The 18995-nt window shown below is 50.1% G+C and carries 16 protein-coding genes; 4 read left to right on the forward strand and 12 right to left on the reverse strand.

Annotation, left to right across the window (positions count from 1 at the left end):
- Window positions 1-2: 2 nt before the first annotated feature.
- Together pheS and HAP68_RS13275 are read right to left on the reverse strand one after the other, a co-directional pair.
- Window positions 3-1037 carry a phenylalanine--tRNA ligase subunit alpha gene (pheS, locus tag HAP68_RS13270; protein WP_003152530.1) on the reverse strand — a complete coding sequence of 345 codons (1035 nt, stop codon included), beginning with the start codon at window positions 1035-1037 and terminating at the stop codon, window positions 3-5.
- Between the two features lie 361 nt (window positions 1038-1398).
- The gene (locus tag HAP68_RS13275) at window positions 1399-2145 is read right to left on the reverse strand and encodes a TrmH family RNA methyltransferase (RefSeq protein WP_003152529.1); all 747 of its coding nucleotides are present in this window, start codon (window positions 2143-2145) and stop codon (window positions 1399-1401) included.
- 120 nt (window positions 2146-2265) lie between these two features.
- Between HAP68_RS13275 and sspI the strand changes: the two genes are divergently transcribed.
- The 4 genes from sspI to HAP68_RS13295 all read left to right on the forward strand — a co-directional run bounded on the left by sspI (window position 2266) and on the right by HAP68_RS13295 (window position 6464).
- Window positions 2266-2481 (forward strand): small acid-soluble spore protein SspI, encoded by a 216-nt coding sequence (gene sspI / locus HAP68_RS13280; RefSeq protein ID WP_003152527.1) that lies wholly within the window; start codon window positions 2266-2268, stop codon window positions 2479-2481.
- 61 nt (window positions 2482-2542) lie between these two features.
- The gene (locus tag HAP68_RS13285) at window positions 2543-3628 is read left to right on the forward strand and encodes a CdaR family transcriptional regulator (protein WP_014305544.1); all 1086 of its coding nucleotides are present in this window, start codon (window positions 2543-2545) and stop codon (window positions 3626-3628) included.
- Window positions 3629-3726: 98 nt separating this feature from the next.
- Complete coding sequence (glcD, locus tag HAP68_RS13290) at window positions 3727-5139, forward strand: glycolate oxidase subunit GlcD (RefSeq protein WP_015387877.1); 1413 nt, start codon at window positions 3727-3729, stop codon at window positions 5137-5139.
- Complete coding sequence (locus HAP68_RS13295; RefSeq protein WP_003152521.1) at window positions 5136-6464, forward strand: (Fe-S)-binding protein; 1329 nt, start codon at window positions 5136-5138, stop codon at window positions 6462-6464. The genes glcD and HAP68_RS13295 overlap by 4 nt, the downstream gene beginning before the upstream one ends.
- Before the next feature lie 68 nt (window positions 6465-6532).
- Here HAP68_RS13295 and cstA read toward each other — a convergent pair whose 3' ends face one another.
- The 10 genes from cstA to araA form a co-directional block, all read right to left on the reverse strand.
- Window positions 6533-8329, reverse strand: coding sequence for a carbon starvation protein CstA (gene cstA, locus HAP68_RS13300; protein ID WP_015387876.1), 1797 nt, complete (start codon window positions 8327-8329; stop codon window positions 6533-6535).
- 111 nt (window positions 8330-8440) lie between these two features.
- A complete protein-coding gene (arfA, locus tag HAP68_RS13305; RefSeq protein ID WP_015387875.1) occupies window positions 8441-9940 on the reverse strand; it encodes an arabinosylfuranosidase ArfA in 1500 nt (499 codons plus the stop codon).
- Between the two features lie 18 nt (window positions 9941-9958).
- The gene (gene araQ / locus HAP68_RS13310) at window positions 9959-10786 is read right to left on the reverse strand and encodes an arabinooligosaccharides ABC transporter permease AraQ (protein WP_007612991.1); all 828 of its coding nucleotides are present in this window, start codon (window positions 10784-10786) and stop codon (window positions 9959-9961) included.
- A gap of 18 nt (window positions 10787-10804) precedes the next feature.
- Window positions 10805-11746: an arabinooligosaccharides ABC transporter permease AraP gene (gene araP / locus HAP68_RS13315; protein WP_003152513.1), complete on the reverse strand. Its 942-nt coding sequence runs from the start codon at window positions 11744-11746 to the stop codon at window positions 10805-10807.
- A gap of 41 nt (window positions 11747-11787) precedes the next feature.
- Window positions 11788-13083 carry an arabinooligosaccharides ABC transporter substrate-binding protein AraN gene (gene araN / locus HAP68_RS13320; protein ID WP_003152512.1) on the reverse strand — a complete coding sequence of 432 codons (1296 nt, stop codon included), beginning with the start codon at window positions 13081-13083 and terminating at the stop codon, window positions 11788-11790.
- A gap of 31 nt (window positions 13084-13114) precedes the next feature.
- Window positions 13115-14299, reverse strand: a complete 1185-nt coding sequence (locus HAP68_RS13325) for a sn-glycerol-1-phosphate dehydrogenase (RefSeq protein WP_024085672.1) — start codon at window positions 14297-14299, stop codon at window positions 13115-13117.
- Window positions 14296-15102, reverse strand: coding sequence for an HAD-IIA family hydrolase (locus tag HAP68_RS13330; RefSeq protein ID WP_376700363.1), 807 nt, complete (start codon window positions 15100-15102; stop codon window positions 14296-14298). The genes HAP68_RS13325 and HAP68_RS13330 overlap by 4 nt, the downstream gene beginning before the upstream one ends.
- Window positions 15080-15769 carry an L-ribulose-5-phosphate 4-epimerase gene (gene araD, locus HAP68_RS13335; protein ID WP_024085674.1) on the reverse strand — a complete coding sequence of 230 codons (690 nt, stop codon included), beginning with the start codon at window positions 15767-15769 and terminating at the stop codon, window positions 15080-15082. The genes HAP68_RS13330 and araD overlap by 23 nt, the downstream gene beginning before the upstream one ends.
- Window positions 15762-17447: a ribulokinase gene (gene araB / locus HAP68_RS13340; protein ID WP_024085675.1), complete on the reverse strand. Its 1686-nt coding sequence runs from the start codon at window positions 17445-17447 to the stop codon at window positions 15762-15764. Before araB ends, araD begins: the two co-directional genes overlap by 8 nt.
- 1 nt (window position 17448) lies before the next feature.
- Window positions 17449-18942, reverse strand: coding sequence for an L-arabinose isomerase (araA, locus tag HAP68_RS13345; protein ID WP_022552845.1), 1494 nt, complete (start codon window positions 18940-18942; stop codon window positions 17449-17451).
- Window positions 18943-18995 lie beyond the last annotated feature (53 nt).

Here is an 18995-nt window from a genome sequence, read left to right on the forward strand (position 1 = left end):
TCTTACGCCTGTTTAAACTGCGAAATGAATCTGACATCATTGGTATAGAAATGGCGGATATCTTCAATGCCGTATTTCAGCATCGCGATACGTTCCACACCCATTCCGAAAGCAAAACCCTGGTATTCCTCAGGATTGAATCCGGCCATCTTCAGCACGTTCGGGTGAACCATGCCGGCGCCGAGAATTTCGATCCAGCCTGTTTTTTTGCAGACGGAGCAGCCTTGTCCGCCGCACTTAAAGCAGGTCACATCCACCTCGACAGAAGGCTCTGTGAACGGGAAAAAGCTCGGACGGAGCCTGATTTCACGGTCTTGGCCGAACATTTTTTTGGCGACCAATTCAAGCGTGCCTTTCAGGTCGCTCATGCTGATTTTGCGGTCCACGACGAGACCCTCGATCTGCATGAACTGATGGGAATGTGTCGCGTCATCGTTGTCGCGGCGATACACTTTACCGGGACAAATGATTTTGACGGGGCCTTTTCCTTTATGCTTTTCCATCGTTCGCGTCTGCACCGGTGACGTCTGCGTTCTCATCAGCATTTCTTCTGTAATGTAAAAGCTGTCCTGCATGTCGCGGGCCGGATGTTCCTTCGGCAGGTTCAGCGCCTCAAAGTTGTAATAATCCGTTTCCACTTCAGGGCCTTCTTCGACGGTATATCCCATGCCGATAAATAAATCTTCAATTTCTTCAATAACGACCGTCAGCGGATGGCGTCCCCCGATGTTTACCTGACTGCCCGGCAACGTGACGTCAATCGTCTGGCTGCTGAGTTTTTTATTCATCTCTTCTTGTTCAAGCTGTTCATTTTTCGCCGTAATGGCTGCTGCAATGCGCTCTCTCACTTCATTGGCGAGCGCTCCCATTTTCGGGCGCTCTTCGGCGGACAGTTTGCCCATGCCGCGGAGAACTTCTGTAATCGGCCCTTTTTTTCCGAGATATTGCACCCGAATGTCGTTAACTTCTTTTAATGAACCCGCCGCTTCTACTTTTTCTGCAGCTTCCAGTTCGAGCTGTTTAAGCTTCTCTTCCATCATGCATCCTCCTTTTATGTAAACCAAACCGTTCTATGCCTTTTTCAGAAAACAAAAAAACCCGCCCCTTGAGAGAAGGGACGAGTTGTGGCCGCGGTACCACCCTTTTTAAGGCAGACTTCATCTGCCGACAGCTTCATTGACATAACGGAAACGATCGTTCCGGTTCACCTTTACGCGCGTTTGGCACGGTCCCGGTGACAACTCGAGAGGTGAAAATCAATTTCTGTGCTGCGATAAAAATGCTCTCAGTCAGCGGCATTTTCTCCCTGGAAGGCAGCGTGTGCAAAAATTGACGTCCTCTGTCACGGTTTTTACATTATTGCTATCTATTATAGTGAAATCCAAGATTTTTCGCAACCTATCCTCTGAGATGATAAACGAGGATGGCGGCCGCTACCGCCACATTCAGCGATTCCGCCTGTCCGTACAGCGGAACGTACAGATTGAGATCGGTTTTTTGCAGAAGGCCGGCGTCCACTCCCGCCCCCTCGTTCCCGACGATTAACGCGAACGATTCTTCAGGCTTCACGCTTTGATAAGCCGCACCGTTTTCAAGCGCCGTGCCGTAGATCGCGACGCCTTGTGATTTCAGCTCGGCGGTAAACTCATCAAGCGGACGTTTTAAAATGGGAATATGAAAATGAGATCCTTGCGCTGAACGCAGCGTTTTTCCGTTGTACGGGTCTGCCGTTCCCTCACCAAGGACAACGGCGTCGATTCCCGCCGCATCTGCCGTTCTGATCATTGTTCCTAAATTCCCCGGGTCCTGTACGGCATCAATCAGAAGCAGCCGCTTCAGCTGATCAGGCCGCTTATCCGGCATATGGCAGACCGCGGCGATCCGCTGCGGCGTTTCCGTTTCCGTCACGGCTGAAAACGCGTCTTCGCTCAGCACGTAGCACGGAATGCTCATATCCAGATCGGCCGGAATGGCGCTCTCATCGTTTACGAGAATTTCTTTTACCGTTCCCTTTGATTTGAGCGCTTCTTCTGCCAGATGCTCTCCTTCTATCAGAAATGTATTCGTTTTAAGTCTCTCTTTTTTTGTGTGAAGTTTTTTCCAGTCCTTCACTTTTTGGTTTTTTGCAGAGTCGATTCGTTTCACTTTATGTCTGTGCTCTCCTTTTTTCATGCATGTTGTTATTATATCTCAAGAACAGCACATAATAAACCGCGTGCGCGGTAAGAATATGCGTATCACATTCAGGAAAAAGGAGCGGTTGTAATGGATCTTAATTTACGCAACGCCGTTATTGCCAATGTAACCGGCAATAACCAGGATCAGCTGGAGCATACTATCGTTGACGCCATCCAAAGCGGTGAAGAAAAAATGCTTCCGGGCCTCGGCGTCTTATTCGAAGTTCTTTGGCAGCATGCGTCAGACTCAGAAAAAAATGAAATGCTCAAAACACTTGAAGGCGGATTAAAACCTGCGCAATAAGCATGAACCGGGTGATGGCACACCCGGTTTTTTTTGTATAATAATGGCGAGGGGGATCGCCATGCAGTTACAGCCGGAACTGGCAAAGAAATTGATTGCCGAAGTCAAACATATGTACAGCCGCGAAGTGATTATTGCCGATACAAAAGGGATGATCATCGCAGGCACCAACGAGGCGCGCGCCGGATGGTTTCATGAAGGCGCACTGATCTGCGCCCGCGAAAAACGGAATGTCATCATTACGAAAGAAGATGAAAAACGCCTCCAGGGCGTAAAAGCAGGACTGAACCTCCCCGTTTTTTCAGGCCATGAGGTGATCGGAGTGTTCGGTCTGACAGGAGACCCTGACGATATCCTGCCTTTCGGAGAATTGCTCAGGAAAATGACGGAGCTGTTTATTAAAGAAACGCGCCATATGGAAGAAGCGCAGTGGCGTGCGAGAATGCTTGAATCCTTTATGGTTGATTGGCTGCAGCTGAAAGAATGGTCTCCGGGCTTTTTAGAAAAAGCAAAGCTCATCGGCGCAGACCTTCACGCATACCGCCGGATCATACTCATTCAAGGACGTTATGAGCAATATAAAGCGGAGGAGCTCGGGCGGCTCTGGCAGAACGAATGCCCTGAAGACCTGTTTGTCCGCTGGGGAAATGAACGCATTCTCATTAATCATGAAGCAAATTCGGCTTCCAAAACACAGCTCATCAAAAAGATCGGCGCCGTTTTTGGGCAGCCTGTCACCGCCGGCATCGGACGGATCGTTCCGGGAGAGCGCCTCGCGGAATCATACGAACAGGCGGATAAAGCACTTTCAGCCGGAATCGGTGACAAGCAGGCCGTCTTTGAAGAAGATTTAAAACTGGATATGTGTATTGCCGATATCGCACCCGGCACGCGGTCGGAATTTTCACGGCGGGTTCTCGAGCATGTACTCGGCCGGGAAGAACTTCTGGATACGCTGCGCGCCTTTTTCGACCGGCAATTATCGTTAAAGCGCACCGCCGACGACATGCATATTCATATCAATACATTGCGCTACCGTCTTTCCAAACTGGAATCACTGACAAATATGAAGCTTGACCGCCCCGAAGACATAACGGCTTTTTATTTGGCGCTCCGCTTTTTAGATCAACATACAAAAAGCACGTAATCATATCATCATTTTTCATATTTTTCTCCATAGTGTGCGGAATCGTTTTTCTTTACAATTAAATGAAAACGCTTTTCTTATCAGGGAGGTTGGAGAACATGATTTCACGAGAGGCAAAAGAAGCGTTCATCCGGACGGTCGGGAAGGAGAATTATGATGATTCGGCGGCGGGCCGTCTTGTGTATTCTTACGATGCGGCTCCTCAGCTGCAAGCCATGCCGGATGCGGTAATCGCTCCCCGCAGCGCGGATGACGTGTCCCGTATATTAACGATTTGCAGCAGGCATGACATTCCGATCGTGCCGAGGGGTTCAGGCACAAACTTATGCGGCGGCACATGTCCGTCTGAAGGCGGGCTTGTGCTTTTATTCAAACATATGAACCGCATTCTTGAAATCGATGAAGAAAATTTGACGGCAACCGTCCAGCCGGGCGTGATCACGCAAGATATGATTCATGCGGTTGAAAGGAAAGGGTTATTTTATCCGCCTGATCCGAGCAGCATGAAAATATCGACGATCGGCGGGAATATTAATGAAAATTCCGGCGGGCTGCGCGGTTTGAAGTACGGCGTCACCCGGGATTATGTCCTCGGTCTTGAAGCGGTGCTGGCTTCAGGCGATATCATCCGCACAGGAGGAAAGCTGACAAAGGATGTCGCCGGTTATGATCTGACCCGGCTTTTCGTCGGATCAGAAGGTACGCTCGGCGTTGTGACGGAAGCGACTTTAAAGCTGGTTCCGAAGCCGGAAACGAAAAAAACGCTGCTTGCACTCTATGAACATATTGAAGCGGCTGCGGAATCTGTTTCTGCCATCATCGCTGAAAAAATCATTCCGGCGACACTCGAATTTCTGGATCAGCCGACACTGCAGGTCATTGAAGATTACGCCAAGATCGGGCTTCCGACCGATGCAAAAGCGGTGCTGCTGATCGAACAGGACGGTGACATCGAAACGGTCAGACGAGATATGGAAAAAATCGAAGCCATCTGTAAAAACGGAGCAGCCGTATCCGTCCAAACGGCCGAAACCGAGGAAGAGGCATTCGCGCTTACAGAGGCCAGACGGTCCGCATTATCAGCCCTTGCCCGGCTGAAACCGACGACGATTCTGGAAGACGCGACCGTGCCGAGATCACAAATTGCCGGCATGGTCAAAGCCATTAACGAGATTGCAGAAACATACGGCCTGTCCATCTGCACATTCGGCCATGCCGGAGACGGCAACCTCCATCCGACGTGCACCACCGATATCCGAAATACAGAGGAGATGGAACGTGTCGAAAAAGCTTTTGCCGCCATTTTTGAAAAAGCGATTGAGCTGGGCGGGACGATAACGGGTGAACACGGGGTCGGCATCGTAAAAGCGCCGTATTTAGAAATGAAGCTGAAAACAGAAGGCATTACCGCCATGAAAGCGATCAAACAAGCGCTTGATCCCCAAAATCTGCTGAATCCGGGAAAAATATTCGCCAATTCATCAAGGAAACGCGTGGTGATGATGAAATGACAACGGCTAAAGAGCAGCAACACATTCAAACAGAATTCAAAAACCGCATGGATGAAGGTGAATTGCTGAACTGTATGCGCTGCGGCTTCTGCCTTCCTTCCTGTCCGACCTATATCGAATCAGGATTTCAAGAATCCCATTCGCCGCGCGGCCGGATCGCCCTGATGAAAGCCGTCACAGACGGACTGATCGAACCGGATGAAGATGTCGAGCGCTCACTTTCGCTGTGTCTCGGATGCCGGGCATGCGAGCCCGTTTGTCCGGCAGGGGTCAATTACGGACAGCTGCTTGAAGAAGCGAGGGATATCATTCATCAAAATAAAAAACATAAGCCGGGCGTGCGCCTCTTGCGGAAAGCCGCCTTCACCGGGCTTTTCCCTCATCAAAACCGCATGCAGGCAGCCGTGAATCTTCTCGGAATATACCAAAGATCGGGACTGCAGACCGCCATCAGAAAAACCGGTATGCTGCGCGTTTTGCCTGAACATCTGCGCACAATGGAACAAGTGCTCCCGCCCGCCCCGAAACGGAAAGACATGAAGGAAAGGCCGCGTTTTCTTCCTGCCGCGGGTCCCGTCCAAAAACGGGCCGCTTTTTTCTCGGGCTGCTTAATGGATACGATGTTTTTAGCAACAAATCATGCGACAACGGCGCTTTTACAGGCGGCCGGGTGTGAAATCGCGGTTCCGGACGGCCAGGCGTGCTGCGGCGCGCTTCACGGGCACAGCGGAGAAAAAGAGATGGGAAAAGAACTGGCCAAGCGGAATATCGCCGCTTTTGAGGCACTTGACGCTGATTATATCATTACAAACGCCGGCGGATGCGGCGCCTTTCTTCAGGAATATCCGCATTTACTGAAAGATGAACCTGGATGGGCGGAACGTGCCGAACAATTCGTCCGGAAGCTCAAAGACTTTTCATCCGTACTGGTTGATCTGAAGTTCCATCAAAAAAACCTGCGGGCGCAGTCTCCTCATATCGTCACATATCAGGACTCCTGCCATCTCCGCAATGTGATGCATACGTCAGAGGAACCGCGCACGCTTTTGAAAAGCATTAAAGGGGCTGAGTACAGAGAAATGGAAAAGGCCGACAGCTGCTGCGGGTCGGCGGGAATTTATAATATAACAGAGTCAGAGATGTCTATGAAAATATTAGACAGCAAGATGAAAGCCGCCGGAAAAACGGAGGCGGCCGTCATCGTAACAGCCAATCCCGGATGCCTTCTGCAAATGCAGCTCGGCATTTTACGCGAAGGATTAACAGGCCGTGTCCGCGCGGTTCATTTGGCGGATTACCTTTTGGAAGCGGCGGATTTGTCATAAGCCGAAAGCAGAGAGACCGATCGGCTCTCTGCTTTTATGATGCTGCAATGTTCGGATCGGCCGCGGATTTATCCGAGTATTGAAGCTTCCAGTCTGGCACTCGGATCACGCCATACATTCGCCCATTTTTTCACAGCCGCAATGATAATCACAAGCCCGAGAATCAGCATGATAATGGATAAAACGCCATTCAGCACGCTGTATCCCGCCGCTTCGGGGTTCAAATACACATACCGCACCATCCAATAACCCGCATAGTTGACGGTCACGTACAAATAAGCGAGAGGAATCAGGCATGTCAGCATATAGCGCCGCTTATCCGCTATTTTTAATACGACGGTCGCACCGATGATTAAGCCGACAGATGCCATAAGCTGATTGGATACGCCGAACAGCGCCCAAATGGAACTGATGTCGCCCGAATACAGAAGATAGCCCCACAGCAGGCAGGCGAGCGCGCTTGAGAAAATCGAGCCCGGCAGCCAGTCTGTTTTTTTCAGCGGCTTATAGACTTCTCCGAAAAACTCTTGAATCAAGTACCGGGCGACACGGGTTCCCGCATCAATCGCCGTTAAAATAAACACCGCTTCAAACATAATGACGAATTGAAAAAAGTACGAAGCCAAATGACTGAAAAACGGAATCTCCGTAAAGATATACGTCATTCCGACGGCAAGCGTAACGGCTCCGCCCGTTCTTCCTTCCAGACTGAGCCCGATTTCTTTACTCAATTCAGGCAGATGGACGACATTCATCCCGAGGGCGCGGAATATTTCAGGCGTGCTGTTAATGGCAAAATAGTCGGCGGGCTCAAGAGCGGCAGCTGCAATGAGCGCCATAATTCCGACGAGACATTCCACAAGCATCGCTCCGAAAGCAACCGGTTTTATATCACTCCATTTATCCAGCATTTTCGGCGTTGTGCCAGAACCGACAAATGCATGAAAGCCCGAAATGGCGCCGCAGGCAATCGTTATTGAAATAAACGGCCAGACAGGACCCGCGATCACCGGCCCTCCGCCGTGAATAAACTCCGTTACGGCCGGGAATTTAATGGCGGGATTGACGAAAAAGACGCCTGCGATCAAAGCGGCAAAAACCCCGATTTTCATAAAACTGCTTAAATAGTCACGCGGAGCCAGCAAAAGCCAAACCGGAAGCGCCGCGGCGAAAAACGCATAGACGGGAAGCGCCACTGCAAGCGTTTTCGCATCAAGTGTCAGCATGTCCCCGAGAGCCGTTGTCTGCAGCCGCGGCCCGATTACAACACCGGCCATTAACAAAAGAAACCCGACAGTTGATGCGAGTTTGAGATTGCCCGTTTTTTTATAGTAGAGGCCGACCCCCATCGCGATCGGAATCGTAATCCCCACCGCAAACGTTCCCCACGGGTTTTTCTCAAGCGCGTGCAGCACAACCATGGACAGACCCGCCATCGTGATCGTAATGATAAACAGCATGGAAAGACCGGTGCAAAAGCCCGCCACCGGGCCGAGCTCTTCTTTGGCGACTTCAGAAAGCGTTTTCCCGTTTTTCCGCATTGATGCAAACAATACGACAATATCGTGCACGGCTCCCCCGATCACCGCTCCGATTAACAGCCATAAAAGCCCGGGCAGATAGCCAAACTGAGCTGCCAGAATCGGTCCGACAAGCGGGCCGGCAGCGGCGATTGCCGCGAAGTGGTGGCCGAATGACACCCACTTATTCGTGGGCACATAATCTTTCCCATCCTCAAGCACATGGGCCGGAGTCGGTGTCTGATCATTGATTTTTAATACTTTGACCATCATAAAGGTACCGTAAAGCCGATAGGCGATCGCCAAAATACATATAGACGCTATGACGATTGTAATCGCATTCATTTAATCCCAGCCCCTTTTCTCTTTTTCTAAATATTATCATAATTATCAGATAACAGGAGATGATTTTTGCGTAAAAAAAAGCCGGCAGCGGCAGCCCGGCTTTTCGGAACATTATTTTCCTGATAAACGGATGACATTCCAGGACAGCGGAGTAAAATGTGCCGTTATCCCTTCAGCGTTTGCCGAAGACGTTCCGTTGGAGTGAGGAATGACTTCTTTTCTGTTTTTTTGATTGGTTGCTTTCATATCCTGATGCTCCAGCACGATATGCTCAATGATGCGGTAATCTTCAAACCCCCTCAGTTTGATCTCCGTTTCCATCGGTTCCTTGCTTTTGTTGACGGCAAAAATGGTCAGTGCTTCATCCTCTTCATGGTAAACGGCCGCGGCATCAACATACGGCACATCCGTAAAGTCCGCCGAGTCGTATTTCGGGGAGGTGATCAGCAGCTTCATCGAAGTCCCTCTCCCGTAGACTGAGGCGTGCATGTAAGGGTAAAAGATCGGCTGCCTCCATGCTTCTCCGCCCTTTTCAGTCATGATAGGCGCAATCACGTTGACAAGCTGGGCGAGACAGGCGATCTTCAGTCTGTCCGCATGCTGCAGCATCGTAATCAGCAGTGAACCGATCAACAGCGCATCTTCAAAATTGTAGATGTCTTCGAGAATCGGCCGGGCCGTAATCCATGGCTCCACTTTTTTATCCGCTTCATTTGAGTGATACCACACATTCCATTCATCTAAAGAAAGGTGAATCGTTTTTTTGCTGCGTTTTTTCGCTTTCATATAATCACATACGGCTGTGACGGATTTAATAAAATGGTCTAAATCCATAGACTTCGCCAAATAGTTCTCAAGATCATTTTCATGGTTGCCGTAATACGTATGCAGTGAAATGTAATCCACATGCTCGTACGTATGCTCAAGCACCTCGGCCTCCCACTCGATGAAGGACGGCATGCCGCTGTTTGAGCTTCCGCAAGCCACCAATTCGATCGTCGGGTCCGTCCATTTCATCACCTTTGCTGTTTCAGCGGCAAGCCGTCCGTATTCATGCGCCGTTTTATGACCGATCTGCCAAGGGCCGTCCATCTCATTTCCTAAGCACCATGTTTTGATGCCGTAAGGTTTTTCATATCCGTGCGATTTTCGTAAGTCGCTCCAGTATGACCCTTCAGGATGGTTGCAGTATTCGACGAGGTTCCGGGCGGCATCGATTCCTCTCGTCCCGAGATTGACCGCCATATTCACTTCGGCGTTCACTTTTTTCGCCCACGTTAAAAATTCATTCGTCCCCACTTCGTTCGTTTCTGTCGTCTGCCATGCCAAATCAAGCCTCCGCGGGCGGTTCTTCACCGGCCCGACGCCGTCCTCCCAATTGTAGCCTGAGAGAAAATTCCCTCCCGGATAGCGGATGAACGGCACTTGCAATTCCTTGATTAACTCCTGCACGTCTGTTCTGAAACCGTCCTTGTCGGCTTTCGGGTGTCCGGGCTCATAAATGCCTTCATACACCGCCCGGCCCATATGTTCTATAAAAGATCCGTACATCCGTTTGTCCACTTCACCGATGATATATTCTTTATCTGCTGTAATCCCCGCTTTTTTCATTACATTTCCTCCCTCTCTCTATCCCTTCACTCCGCCTACTGTGAGGCCGGAAATGAAGTATTTTTGAAAAAACAAGAATATGATGATCACCGGCAGTATCGCAAAAACGGACCCGGAAATCAGCATGTCATAGTTGTTGCCGTACGGACTCAGCAGCCCTGAAAGTCCGATTGGAAGCGTAAACATTTCTTTCGACCGAAGCACGATCAGCGGCCATAAAAAGTTATTCCAGCTGTTTAAAGATTGAAGAATGATCATTGCTCCGAATGCCGGTTTCATGAGCGGCGCCATAATTCTGAAGAAAATGCCGAATTCGGTGCAGCCGTCCATTCTCGCTGAATCAAGCAGATCTTTCGGAAGTCCGAGCGCATATTGCCGGAAAAAGAACACGGCGACAGGCGACACAATAAACGGCAGAATCACCCCCGTATAAGAATCGATCAAATGAAGACCCACCGTCAATTTGAACAACGGAAGCATCATCACTTCAAGAGGCACCATCATAATGATCAGCACAAGAACAAAAATAATATTTCTGCCTTTAAACTCGTAGACACCGAGTCCGTAGCCGATCAAAGAGGAAAAAAACAGCGTGAGAACCGTGGTGAGGACGCCGAGCAGCAGGCTGTTAAAAAACCATTTAAAATAAATGCTCCCCCCGTTGAACAAATAGGTGTAGTTATCAAGGCTCATCACATCCGGATCAAGACGCAGATTCAGCCCGATGCGCATCAGCTCAGATGACGGCTTTAATGAACCGAGCAATAGACAGATCATCGGAAAGATATACAACAGGCTCAGCATGATAAAAAACAAGGTAAACGCGACTCTGTACACGGAAAACATGTGATTGTTACGCAACGCTTATCCCTCCCCTTTAAACGAACCGGACAGTTTCAGTGAAACAAGGCTGACTAGTAAGATGACAAGCAAAAGGACAATTCCGATTGCTGCCCCGTACCCCATTTCGTTGTATGCAAGCCCCTGCTGATATAAATAACCGACAAGCGTGAGGCCGATATTGCCCGGGGAATTATTCTGCCAAAGCACATAGCTTTCCTCAAACATTCTGAAACCGCCGATCATACTGATCGTTAACACATAAACGGACACCGGCTTTAAAAATGGAAGGGTGATATGCCGGAACTTTTTCCACGTACTCGCCCCGTCAATTTCAGCCGCCTCATACAATTCTTTCGGCACATTTTGCAAACCCGCCAGAAAGTAAAGAATGTTAATCCCCATCCACCTCCATGACGCAAGCAGCACCATTAAAAACATGCCGGTACCTTTGTTGTTGAGCCAGTTTTGGGGTGATGCGCCAAGCTTCATCATCAGCTCGTTTGCAAGCGACGTATTCATTTCTCCGAACATCAGCCGGAAAATAATCCCCGCTACGATCGTCGATGTTAAAGCCGGTACAAACAGAGCCGATTTAAACACATTTCTGAACCTGACGAGCTTCGAATTCAGAATCACCGCTAAAAGAAGCGGCACCGGAATCAGCACGATCAGCGTCCAGAAAGTATATTCCAATGTGTTAAATAATGCCGTATAAAAGGTTGGATTAAGAAGAGCGGTATAATTGGAAAACCCGACAAATGTAATTTCTCCCGGCAGTATCCGCTGAAAGCTCATGATAAACACGCTGATGATCGGATACAAAAAGAAAACGAGAAACGAAATGATAAATGGCGCCGTAAAAAGATAAGGCGCCGCTTTTTTTGAATACAGCACATTGCGCCGGCGCGGCTTCTTCCGGACTGCAGAAACGGTTTGCGCTGTCTCTGTCTTTACAGGTCTCATAAAAGCTCCCCCGCTTTCACTGTTAAATAGGGCGGCTTCTCCTATTTTTCTAATTGCTCTGCCGCCTCGTCCAAGGCTTCCTCAGGTGTTTTTTCCTGCGTCTTCAGCGCATCGAACAGCACCTGTCTGACAACGAGATCAGCCGCTTTAGAGAAGTCTTCATGCAGATAAATCGGATTGATCTCATCTTTTATTTCAAGGAGCGAGGAAAAAATTGACGTACCGTTCCGGAAGAAATCCGTGTACTTGTTTTTCTCCTTCAATTCTTTTGAATCCCACACGTCCCAGCGGAGCGGGTCAAAGCCGAGCACCGTCCACAGCTTTATGTTCCCTTCCTTTGAACCTTTCGCAAATCCGAGAAATTCTTTCGCGAGCTCCAGATGTTCAGCCTGCTTCGGCACGACGGTGGCTGTTCCGCCTAAACCCGCTGATCTGTCACCGCCTTCTTTCCAGGCCGGCATAGGGTAAATCGCCATTTTCCCTTTTAAATCAGGCATATAATCGATAAACCGTCCCATGTACCAAATGGGCATCAGCACTGAGGCTGCCCCGCCCTGATTCATAAAACCGTAATATTCTTCGCTGTGATGGCCGCCGCCGGGAGCCGGCAGAAGGGTTTTATCATTTACCATGTCCTTTACATCATTCAGTGTATCTGTATTCGTCTTGCTGTTCAGAATCAATTTTCCGTTTTTGCTGTAGTAGCCTGACCCTTGCTGCGAAATCATGGATAGGAATGTGGCGGAGTCGTTTGTTTCAACCGTTCCCATCGGTTTCCCAGCGGCTTCACGCACTTTTTTTCCTGCCCGCCGGTAATCTTCCCATGTCTTAATGGAGGCGGGATCAACGCCCGCTTTTTTCATGATATCCATGTTGTAAAACATGACGGTCGTCCCCACATGTGTATCAAGGCCGTACAATTTTCCGTTTTTGCTGTATAAGGCCAGACGCGCTTCCACAAACTTATCGCGGTCTTTTTCAATCAGCGGCGTCAGATCGGCAAGCGGGATATCCTTCCCCTTCAGAAAGTTCGAGAACCGGCTTAATTCCACGTCGGCTATATCGGGAAGCCCCTCACCCGCGATCAGCGAAACCGATAAATTATCATGCATTTGTCCATAAGGATAAACAACGGTATTCAGCTTGATTTTGCGATCCGGATACTTCTGATTCCATTCTTTGACCATTTCCTGATAAAACTGTTCGTGCAGACCGTTAAACGTCCAAAACGTCAGCTCCGTTTCTCCCGGCCGGCCGGCAGTCCGTTCTTGTGAACAGCCGGCGGTAAACAAGAAGAGCATCATCAGCACCAAACATACAGCGGTCGTTTTTTTCATGTCATTACCCCTTCCACTTTAGGCCGTGCGGCTATTGATGCAAATGATGTGCAAAGAGCGCTGCATTTTCATTTATGATGGTTAAACCGGTATAACGGTCTCGCAGTGTGTGCGCATGCTTAAGCGCATCGCTGACAAGGTCCTTTTTTACACCGATCTCATCGAAACAGGCGGGACCTCCCGCAGATGAGAGCCACCCGGCAATTGTTTTGCCGTCGGGAAGCCCTTCATATGCGGACTGAATCGCCTCGCGAAAGTGCGGCGGCAGTTCAGCAAGCTTTTCGTGACAAGCCAGTTCTTTGTAAATATCACTCAGCACCGCGCACGCACAGCCGACCTTCGCACCGTGGAGAATCGGAGGCTGTTTTGCCTTCAGCATTTCCATCTCAATCCAATGCGAGATGTGATGCTCTCCTCCTGAGGCGGGGCGGGAGTGGTCAAGAGCAAGCATGACAAGACCCGAAACGATCAGCGCTTCCATCAGTATCTGAATGCCGGCCTCCGTTCCCATGGCAATGTCAGCGCGGTGATCAATGCACTGCCAAAGCGCGTCTTTCACAAGCTTCGCCCCGGCTTCTGAGTACGGCTCACCCGCAAGCCTGCGGGAAATCTCCCAATCAGCCAGCGATGTTATTTTCCCGAGCATGTCTCCGAAGCCCGCGGCTGTCATTGAACGGGGCGCTTCTTTTAATACATTCGTATCGGCAAATAAGGCGATGGGCGCTTTCGTTTGAATCGTCGTTTTGATTCCGTTTAATATGAGCGGCGCTCCCGCCGATGTAAAACCGTCGACTGACGGAGCGGTGGGGAATGAGATAAACGGCAATCCGCGCTGATAAGCGGCAAACCGCGTAATGTCGTGAATCGTTCCTGAACCGGCCGCAATGATAACATCCGTCTCTTCCGCGAGATTGATCAGCGTATAGACCAATGTCCTCTCATCAGCCGCGGCGGCCCCGGCTTCATGCTCCGGAATGATGACTTTTGACGCTTTGATTCCGCCTGCCCTTAATTCGTCCGCAAGCAGACGTCCCGCCGCCTCGTACGTGTTCCGGTCACAGACGATGACCGGATGATTCCAGCATTTTTTTTGCAGAAATCTGAGAAGCTCTTCTTTTGCATTCGCCCCGATCACGATATCTTCTATTTGAATCGGTGAGCGGCTGGCCCCTTCCTTGTCAAACTCGGATTGAATGTCCTCAAGAGAACGTTTCATAAAAGGATTCCCTCCTTCGCTAATTCTGTCAGGTCTTTAATAGAATCAAGGACGATGTCAGGTTCATATAGACGGGGCTCCCCAAGTTTGGCCGACCCCGTCAGAACCAATATGCTTTTCATTCCGTACAGCCTGCCCATTGCGATATCAGATTCGAGGCTGTCTCCGATTATGGCGCATTCCTCAGGGGGAAGTCCGAGCGCTTCACATGCCGCCTCAGCCATCAGCCAAGACGGTTTGCCGATGACAAGCTCCGTTTTTGCTCCGGCGGATGCTTCAATGGCCCCGATCATTCCCGCGACATCCATGGCATGACCGCCTTCATTCGGAAAGGAGCGGTCTTTGTTCGTGGCGATGATGCGCGCGCCGGAGGAAGCCGCCTTAAAAGCGAGATTCAGATCCTTATAGGTGACGGTTTCATGCAGGGAGGTGACAAGCCAGTCTGCCGCCTGCGGGTTTTGCGCCAGGACGACACCCGCTAAAGCGAGTTCATCAGTCAGCCCTTTCTCTCCTAACACCCAGACCTTTGACAAAGGATAATGCTTCTTTAAAAATGATGCCGTCACACTGGAGGACAGCACGATGCTCCGTTCATCCGTGCGGATACCGGCACCCAGCAGTTTCTTTCGGCACATTGCTCTTGATAGATTGCCGCGGTTGCTTAAAAAGACAACGGCTTTGCCCAGTGACTGAAGGGTATGAACGGCTTCTTTTGCGCCGTCAATCAGCTCCCGCCCCCTGAATACGGTTCCGTCTAAATCAATCAGAAACCCGGCTGCGTCAAGTTTGGCCATAATAAGCATTCGCCCCGTGTTTTCTGTAAAAATGCTTATCATGCAGCACTCTGTCGATCGGACTGAGCTGTTTGTTCAGCATAAGCGAATGGTAGGCCATTTCCGCTACCGTTTCGAGCACAACGGCGTTATGCAGGGCATTCAGCGCGTCCGTCCCCCAGCAGAACGGGCCGTGGCTGTGGACGAGGACACCCGGATTTTGTTCATACGGTTCGTTTTGAAAGGTTTCGGCTATAACTTTGCCTGTATGATACTCGTAATCTTTCACAATTTCTTCTTCATACATTTCCCTCGTGCAGGGTATAGCGCTTTCAAAGTAATCCGCGTGAGTCGTTCCGAGAGCGGGTATGTCTCTTCCGGACTGCGCCCAGCTCGTCGCCCAGCAGGAGTGAGTATGAACGATTCCGCCGATAGCCGGAAACGCTTTATACAGATAAAGATGGGTCGGCGTGTCAGAAGACGGTTTCAGCGAGCCTTCCAAAATGTCTCCGTCCTCATTCAGGACGACCAGTTTGTCAGCGGTCAGCTCACTGTAATCGACACCGCTCGGTTTAATGACGATTCTCCCGCTCTCTCTGTCAATGCCGCTGACATTCCCCCATGTAAACGTGACAAGGTTATGTTCCTCAAGCTTCAGATTGGCGGCGAGCACTTCTTCTTTTAAAGCTTCAAGCATGGCGGCTCCCCCCTTTCGCAAAATCACGGTTTTTAATGGCTTTCAGGCGTTTCATGACATTGTTTTCTTTGCCGAAGTAGTGTACGAGCTCTTTATATTCCGCATATAAGCTGTCATAAATCTCAGCTCTTTCCCGGTTCGGGGCATAAAAGCCGTCTTTTAATTTCCCCATATGCGCGCATGCTTCAGCAATATTGGAGAATCCTCCGTTTTCCCGTCCCGCGGCGAGCGCTCCGAAAATCGCGGAGCCCAGTGCAGGTGCCTGCGGAGATCCGGATAATTGAATGTCCATATTTGTGACGTCTGCGTAAATCTGCATGATAAACGGATTTTTTTCGGCGATTCCTCCGGCTGCGTAAAGCTCTTCGACCGGAACGCCGTTTTCCCGGAACGTTTCGATAATCATCCTTGTTCCGAACGCCGTCGCTTCAATCAATGCCCTGTAGATTTCTTCGGGCTTCGTGTGCAGCGTCATGCCGAGCATCATGCCCGTCAAATCGGCGTCCACCAAGGTTGACCGGTTTCCGTTCCACCAGTCAAGCGCGAGAATGCCGCTTTCCCCGGGAACAAGTTCTGCTGCTTTTTTGCTGAGCAGCTCGTGAATGTCTATGTGTTTATCCTCAGCTTCCTTCTCATAGTCTCTCGGAACGCACGTTTTGACGAACCATTCAAAGTGGTCGCCGACACAGGACTGCCCCGCTTCATATCCCGCATATCCGGGCAAAATGCCGTTATTGACGACCCCGCACATACCGGGGACGATATGTTCTTCCTCGCCGAGCAGCACATGGCAGGTAGACGTTCCCATGATCATCAGCATTTTCCCCGGCTCTGTAATACCGACCGCGGGCACTGACACATGAGCGTCGACATTGGCGACGGCAACGGCCGTCCCCGGCAGAAGCCCGGTCAGCTCCGCCATTTTTTCGGTCAAACCTCCTGCTTTTTCCCCGACTGAATAAATCGCACCGCTTAATTTATCCTTTGTAATCGCTTTCATTAACGGGTTGAGCTTTTCGAAAAAATGATCCGGCGGATACCCCGTCTCCTCATTCCAGATTGCTTTGTAGCCGGCCGTGCAGTTGCTTCGCTTCAATGAACCGCACAATTGATAGACGATCCAGTCTGCCGCTTCCACAATCCGATCTGCCGCCTTGTATATATGCGGCGCTTCTTCCGCGATTTGCATGATTTTCGGGATCATCCATTCAGAAGAAATTTTACCGCCGTATCTTTTAAGGAATGTTTCTTTTGTGTCTTCGGCAATCGTGTTCAAACGGTCTGCATGTTTTTGAGCCGCATGATGCTTCCACAGCTTCACATAACTGTGGGGCTCCCGTTCAAATTCCGGCAGCATACAAAGCGGCTGCCCCGCGCCGTCTATCGGTAAAATCGTGCAGGCGGTAAAATCAATTCCTATGCCGATCACGTCTTTTGGATCAGCGCCCGCCTGCTCAAGCAGGTTCGGAATCGCCGTTTCCAGAACTTCGATATAATCGGCAGGATGCTGAAGCGCCCAGTCCCGAGGGAGTTTTTCACCCGTCTTCGGCAGCGTGCGGTCGATGACGGCATGAGTGTATTCTTTTACCGCAGACGCGATTTCTTCGCCCGTGCGGACATTGACAAGCACCGCCCGGCCGGACAATGTGCCGAAATCAACACCAATCGTATACGCCATATCAATTCCCTCCCAGCCGGTATAATACGTCATTCCATTTCAGCTCTTTTTTCAGCTCATGTATTTCGGTATTGCGGGAAATAAAGATGCTTTCAATGCCTGCCATCTCAGCCCAGTCGAGCATCTGTTCAGCCGTAAGCCGGAAGGACATACAGGTATGGTGGGCGCCTCCCGCCAAAATCCACGCTTCCGCAGCTGTTTTCAGCGATGGCTCCGGCTTCCACAGCACCCGCGCCACAGGGAGATTCGGCATATCATGATCAATTTCCCTGCCTTCCGCTTCATTCAGAATGAGACGGAACCGCCCGCCGATATCAATGATGCTGGCGATGATGGCTGAACCGCCGATTCCGTTAAAAACCAGCCGGGCCGGATCTTCCTTCCCTCCGATTGAGAGAGGGTGGACTTCGATTTTCGGCTGATCAAGGGCGATCGTCGGACATACTTCAAGCATATGTGATCCGAGAATCATCGCACGACCCGGTTCAAAATGGTACGTATAATCTTCCATGAAGGAGGTTTGTTCTCCGTCCGCCATTATTTTCATCATTCGCACAAGGGCAGCCGTTTTCCAATCGCCTTCGCCGGCAAATCCGTACCCTTTTTCCATGAGACGCTGAACGGCAAGACCCGGAAGCTGCTTCATTCCGTGCAAAACTTCAAAGGAGGTCGAAAACGCTGTATATCCGCCCCGTTCGAGAAAGGCCGTTAATCCGAGTTCAATTTTCGCCTGTTCTTTAATGGAAGCAACTTTTGCTTCATCCCGCTTCGTTTCGTCGCTGATGACATACAATTTGTCGTATTCCTCATAAAGCGCCTCAATTTCTGCGTCGGTGACATTGTTCATCACCTCGGTAAGATCGCCGATTCCGTACCCGTCAACCTGCCAGCCGAATTGAATGTGGGCGCCGACTTTGTCTCCGTCAGTAACCGCCACATTCCGCATATTGTCGCCGAACCGGGCTACTTTAATATTCCTGCTTTCATTCCAAGCGGCAGCCGTGTTCATCCATTGCGAAATGTCATGTTTGACTTCCTCATCATCCCAATAGCCTGCGATGACTTTTCTCGTCTGCCCCATTCTTGACTGGATATATCCGTACTCCCGGTCTCCGTGAGCGGATTGGTTGCTGTTCATAAAGTCCATATCAATCGTTTCCCACGGGATGTCGCGATGATACTGGGTATGCAGATGAAGCATCGGCTTTTGAAAAGCGGAAAGACCTTCAATCCACATTTTCGCAGGGGAAAATGTATGCATCCATGTCACGACCCCGGCACAGTTTTCTTGATACTGCGCTTCCCGCAAAACCTCTCTGATCGTTTCAGATGACGTGACAACCGGTTTATGCCTGATCTTGTATCTTGATGACACCCCGCTGAGACCGTCACATATTCCCTTTGCGTGTTTATCGACAAGCTGCAGCGTTTCCTCTCCGTATAAGTGCTGGCTTCCCGTTACAAACCAAAATTCATATTCTTTGTTCTGAAGCACATTCATTTCCCCTTCCCATCAAAATAAAGCGCTTGCATTTTTAAATAAATATA

It is taken from the genome of Bacillus sp. Bvel1 (genome assembly GCF_014872755.1).
GTDB lineage: Bacteria > Bacillota > Bacilli > Bacillales > Bacillaceae > Bacillus > Bacillus velezensis.

Excerpts from the sequence above, each read along its gene's own strand:
- HAP68_RS13330 (WP_376700363.1), bottom strand. The coding sequence starts at position 15,102 with ATGCTTATTATGGCCAAACTTGACGCAGCCGGGTTTCTGATTGATTTA.
- pheS (WP_003152530.1), bottom strand. The coding sequence starts at position 1,037 with ATGGAAGAGAAGCTTAAACAGCTCGAACTGGAAGCTGCAGAAAAAGTA.
- arfA (WP_015387875.1), bottom strand. The coding sequence starts at position 9,940 with ATGAAAAAAGCGGGGATTACAGCAGATAAAGAATATATCATCGGTGAA.
- glcD (WP_015387877.1), top strand. The coding sequence starts at position 3,727 with ATGATTTCACGAGAGGCAAAAGAAGCGTTCATCCGGACGGTCGGGAAG.
- araD (WP_024085674.1), bottom strand. The coding sequence starts at position 15,769 with ATGCTTGAAGCTTTAAAAGAAGAAGTGCTCGCCGCCAATCTGAAGCTT.
- araB (WP_024085675.1), bottom strand. The coding sequence starts at position 17,447 with ATGGCGTATACGATTGGTGTTGATTTCGGCACATTGTCCGGCCGGGCG.
- HAP68_RS13295 (WP_003152521.1), top strand. The coding sequence starts at position 5,136 with ATGACAACGGCTAAAGAGCAGCAACACATTCAAACAGAATTCAAAAAC.
- araQ (WP_007612991.1), bottom strand. The coding sequence starts at position 10,786 with ATGTTTTCCGTGTACAGAGTCGCGTTTACCTTGTTTTTTATCATGCTG.
- araN (WP_003152512.1), bottom strand. The coding sequence starts at position 13,083 with ATGAAAAAAACGACCGCTGTATGTTTGGTGCTGATGATGCTCTTCTTG.
- araP (WP_003152513.1), bottom strand. The coding sequence starts at position 11,746 with ATGAGACCTGTAAAGACAGAGACAGCGCAAACCGTTTCTGCAGTCCGG.
- HAP68_RS13285 (WP_014305544.1), top strand. The coding sequence starts at position 2,543 with ATGCAGTTACAGCCGGAACTGGCAAAGAAATTGATTGCCGAAGTCAAA.
- HAP68_RS13325 (WP_024085672.1), bottom strand. The coding sequence starts at position 14,299 with ATGAAACGTTCTCTTGAGGACATTCAATCCGAGTTTGACAAGGAAGGG.
- cstA (WP_015387876.1), bottom strand. The coding sequence starts at position 8,329 with ATGAATGCGATTACAATCGTCATAGCGTCTATATGTATTTTGGCGATC.
- sspI (WP_003152527.1), top strand. The coding sequence starts at position 2,266 with ATGGATCTTAATTTACGCAACGCCGTTATTGCCAATGTAACCGGCAAT.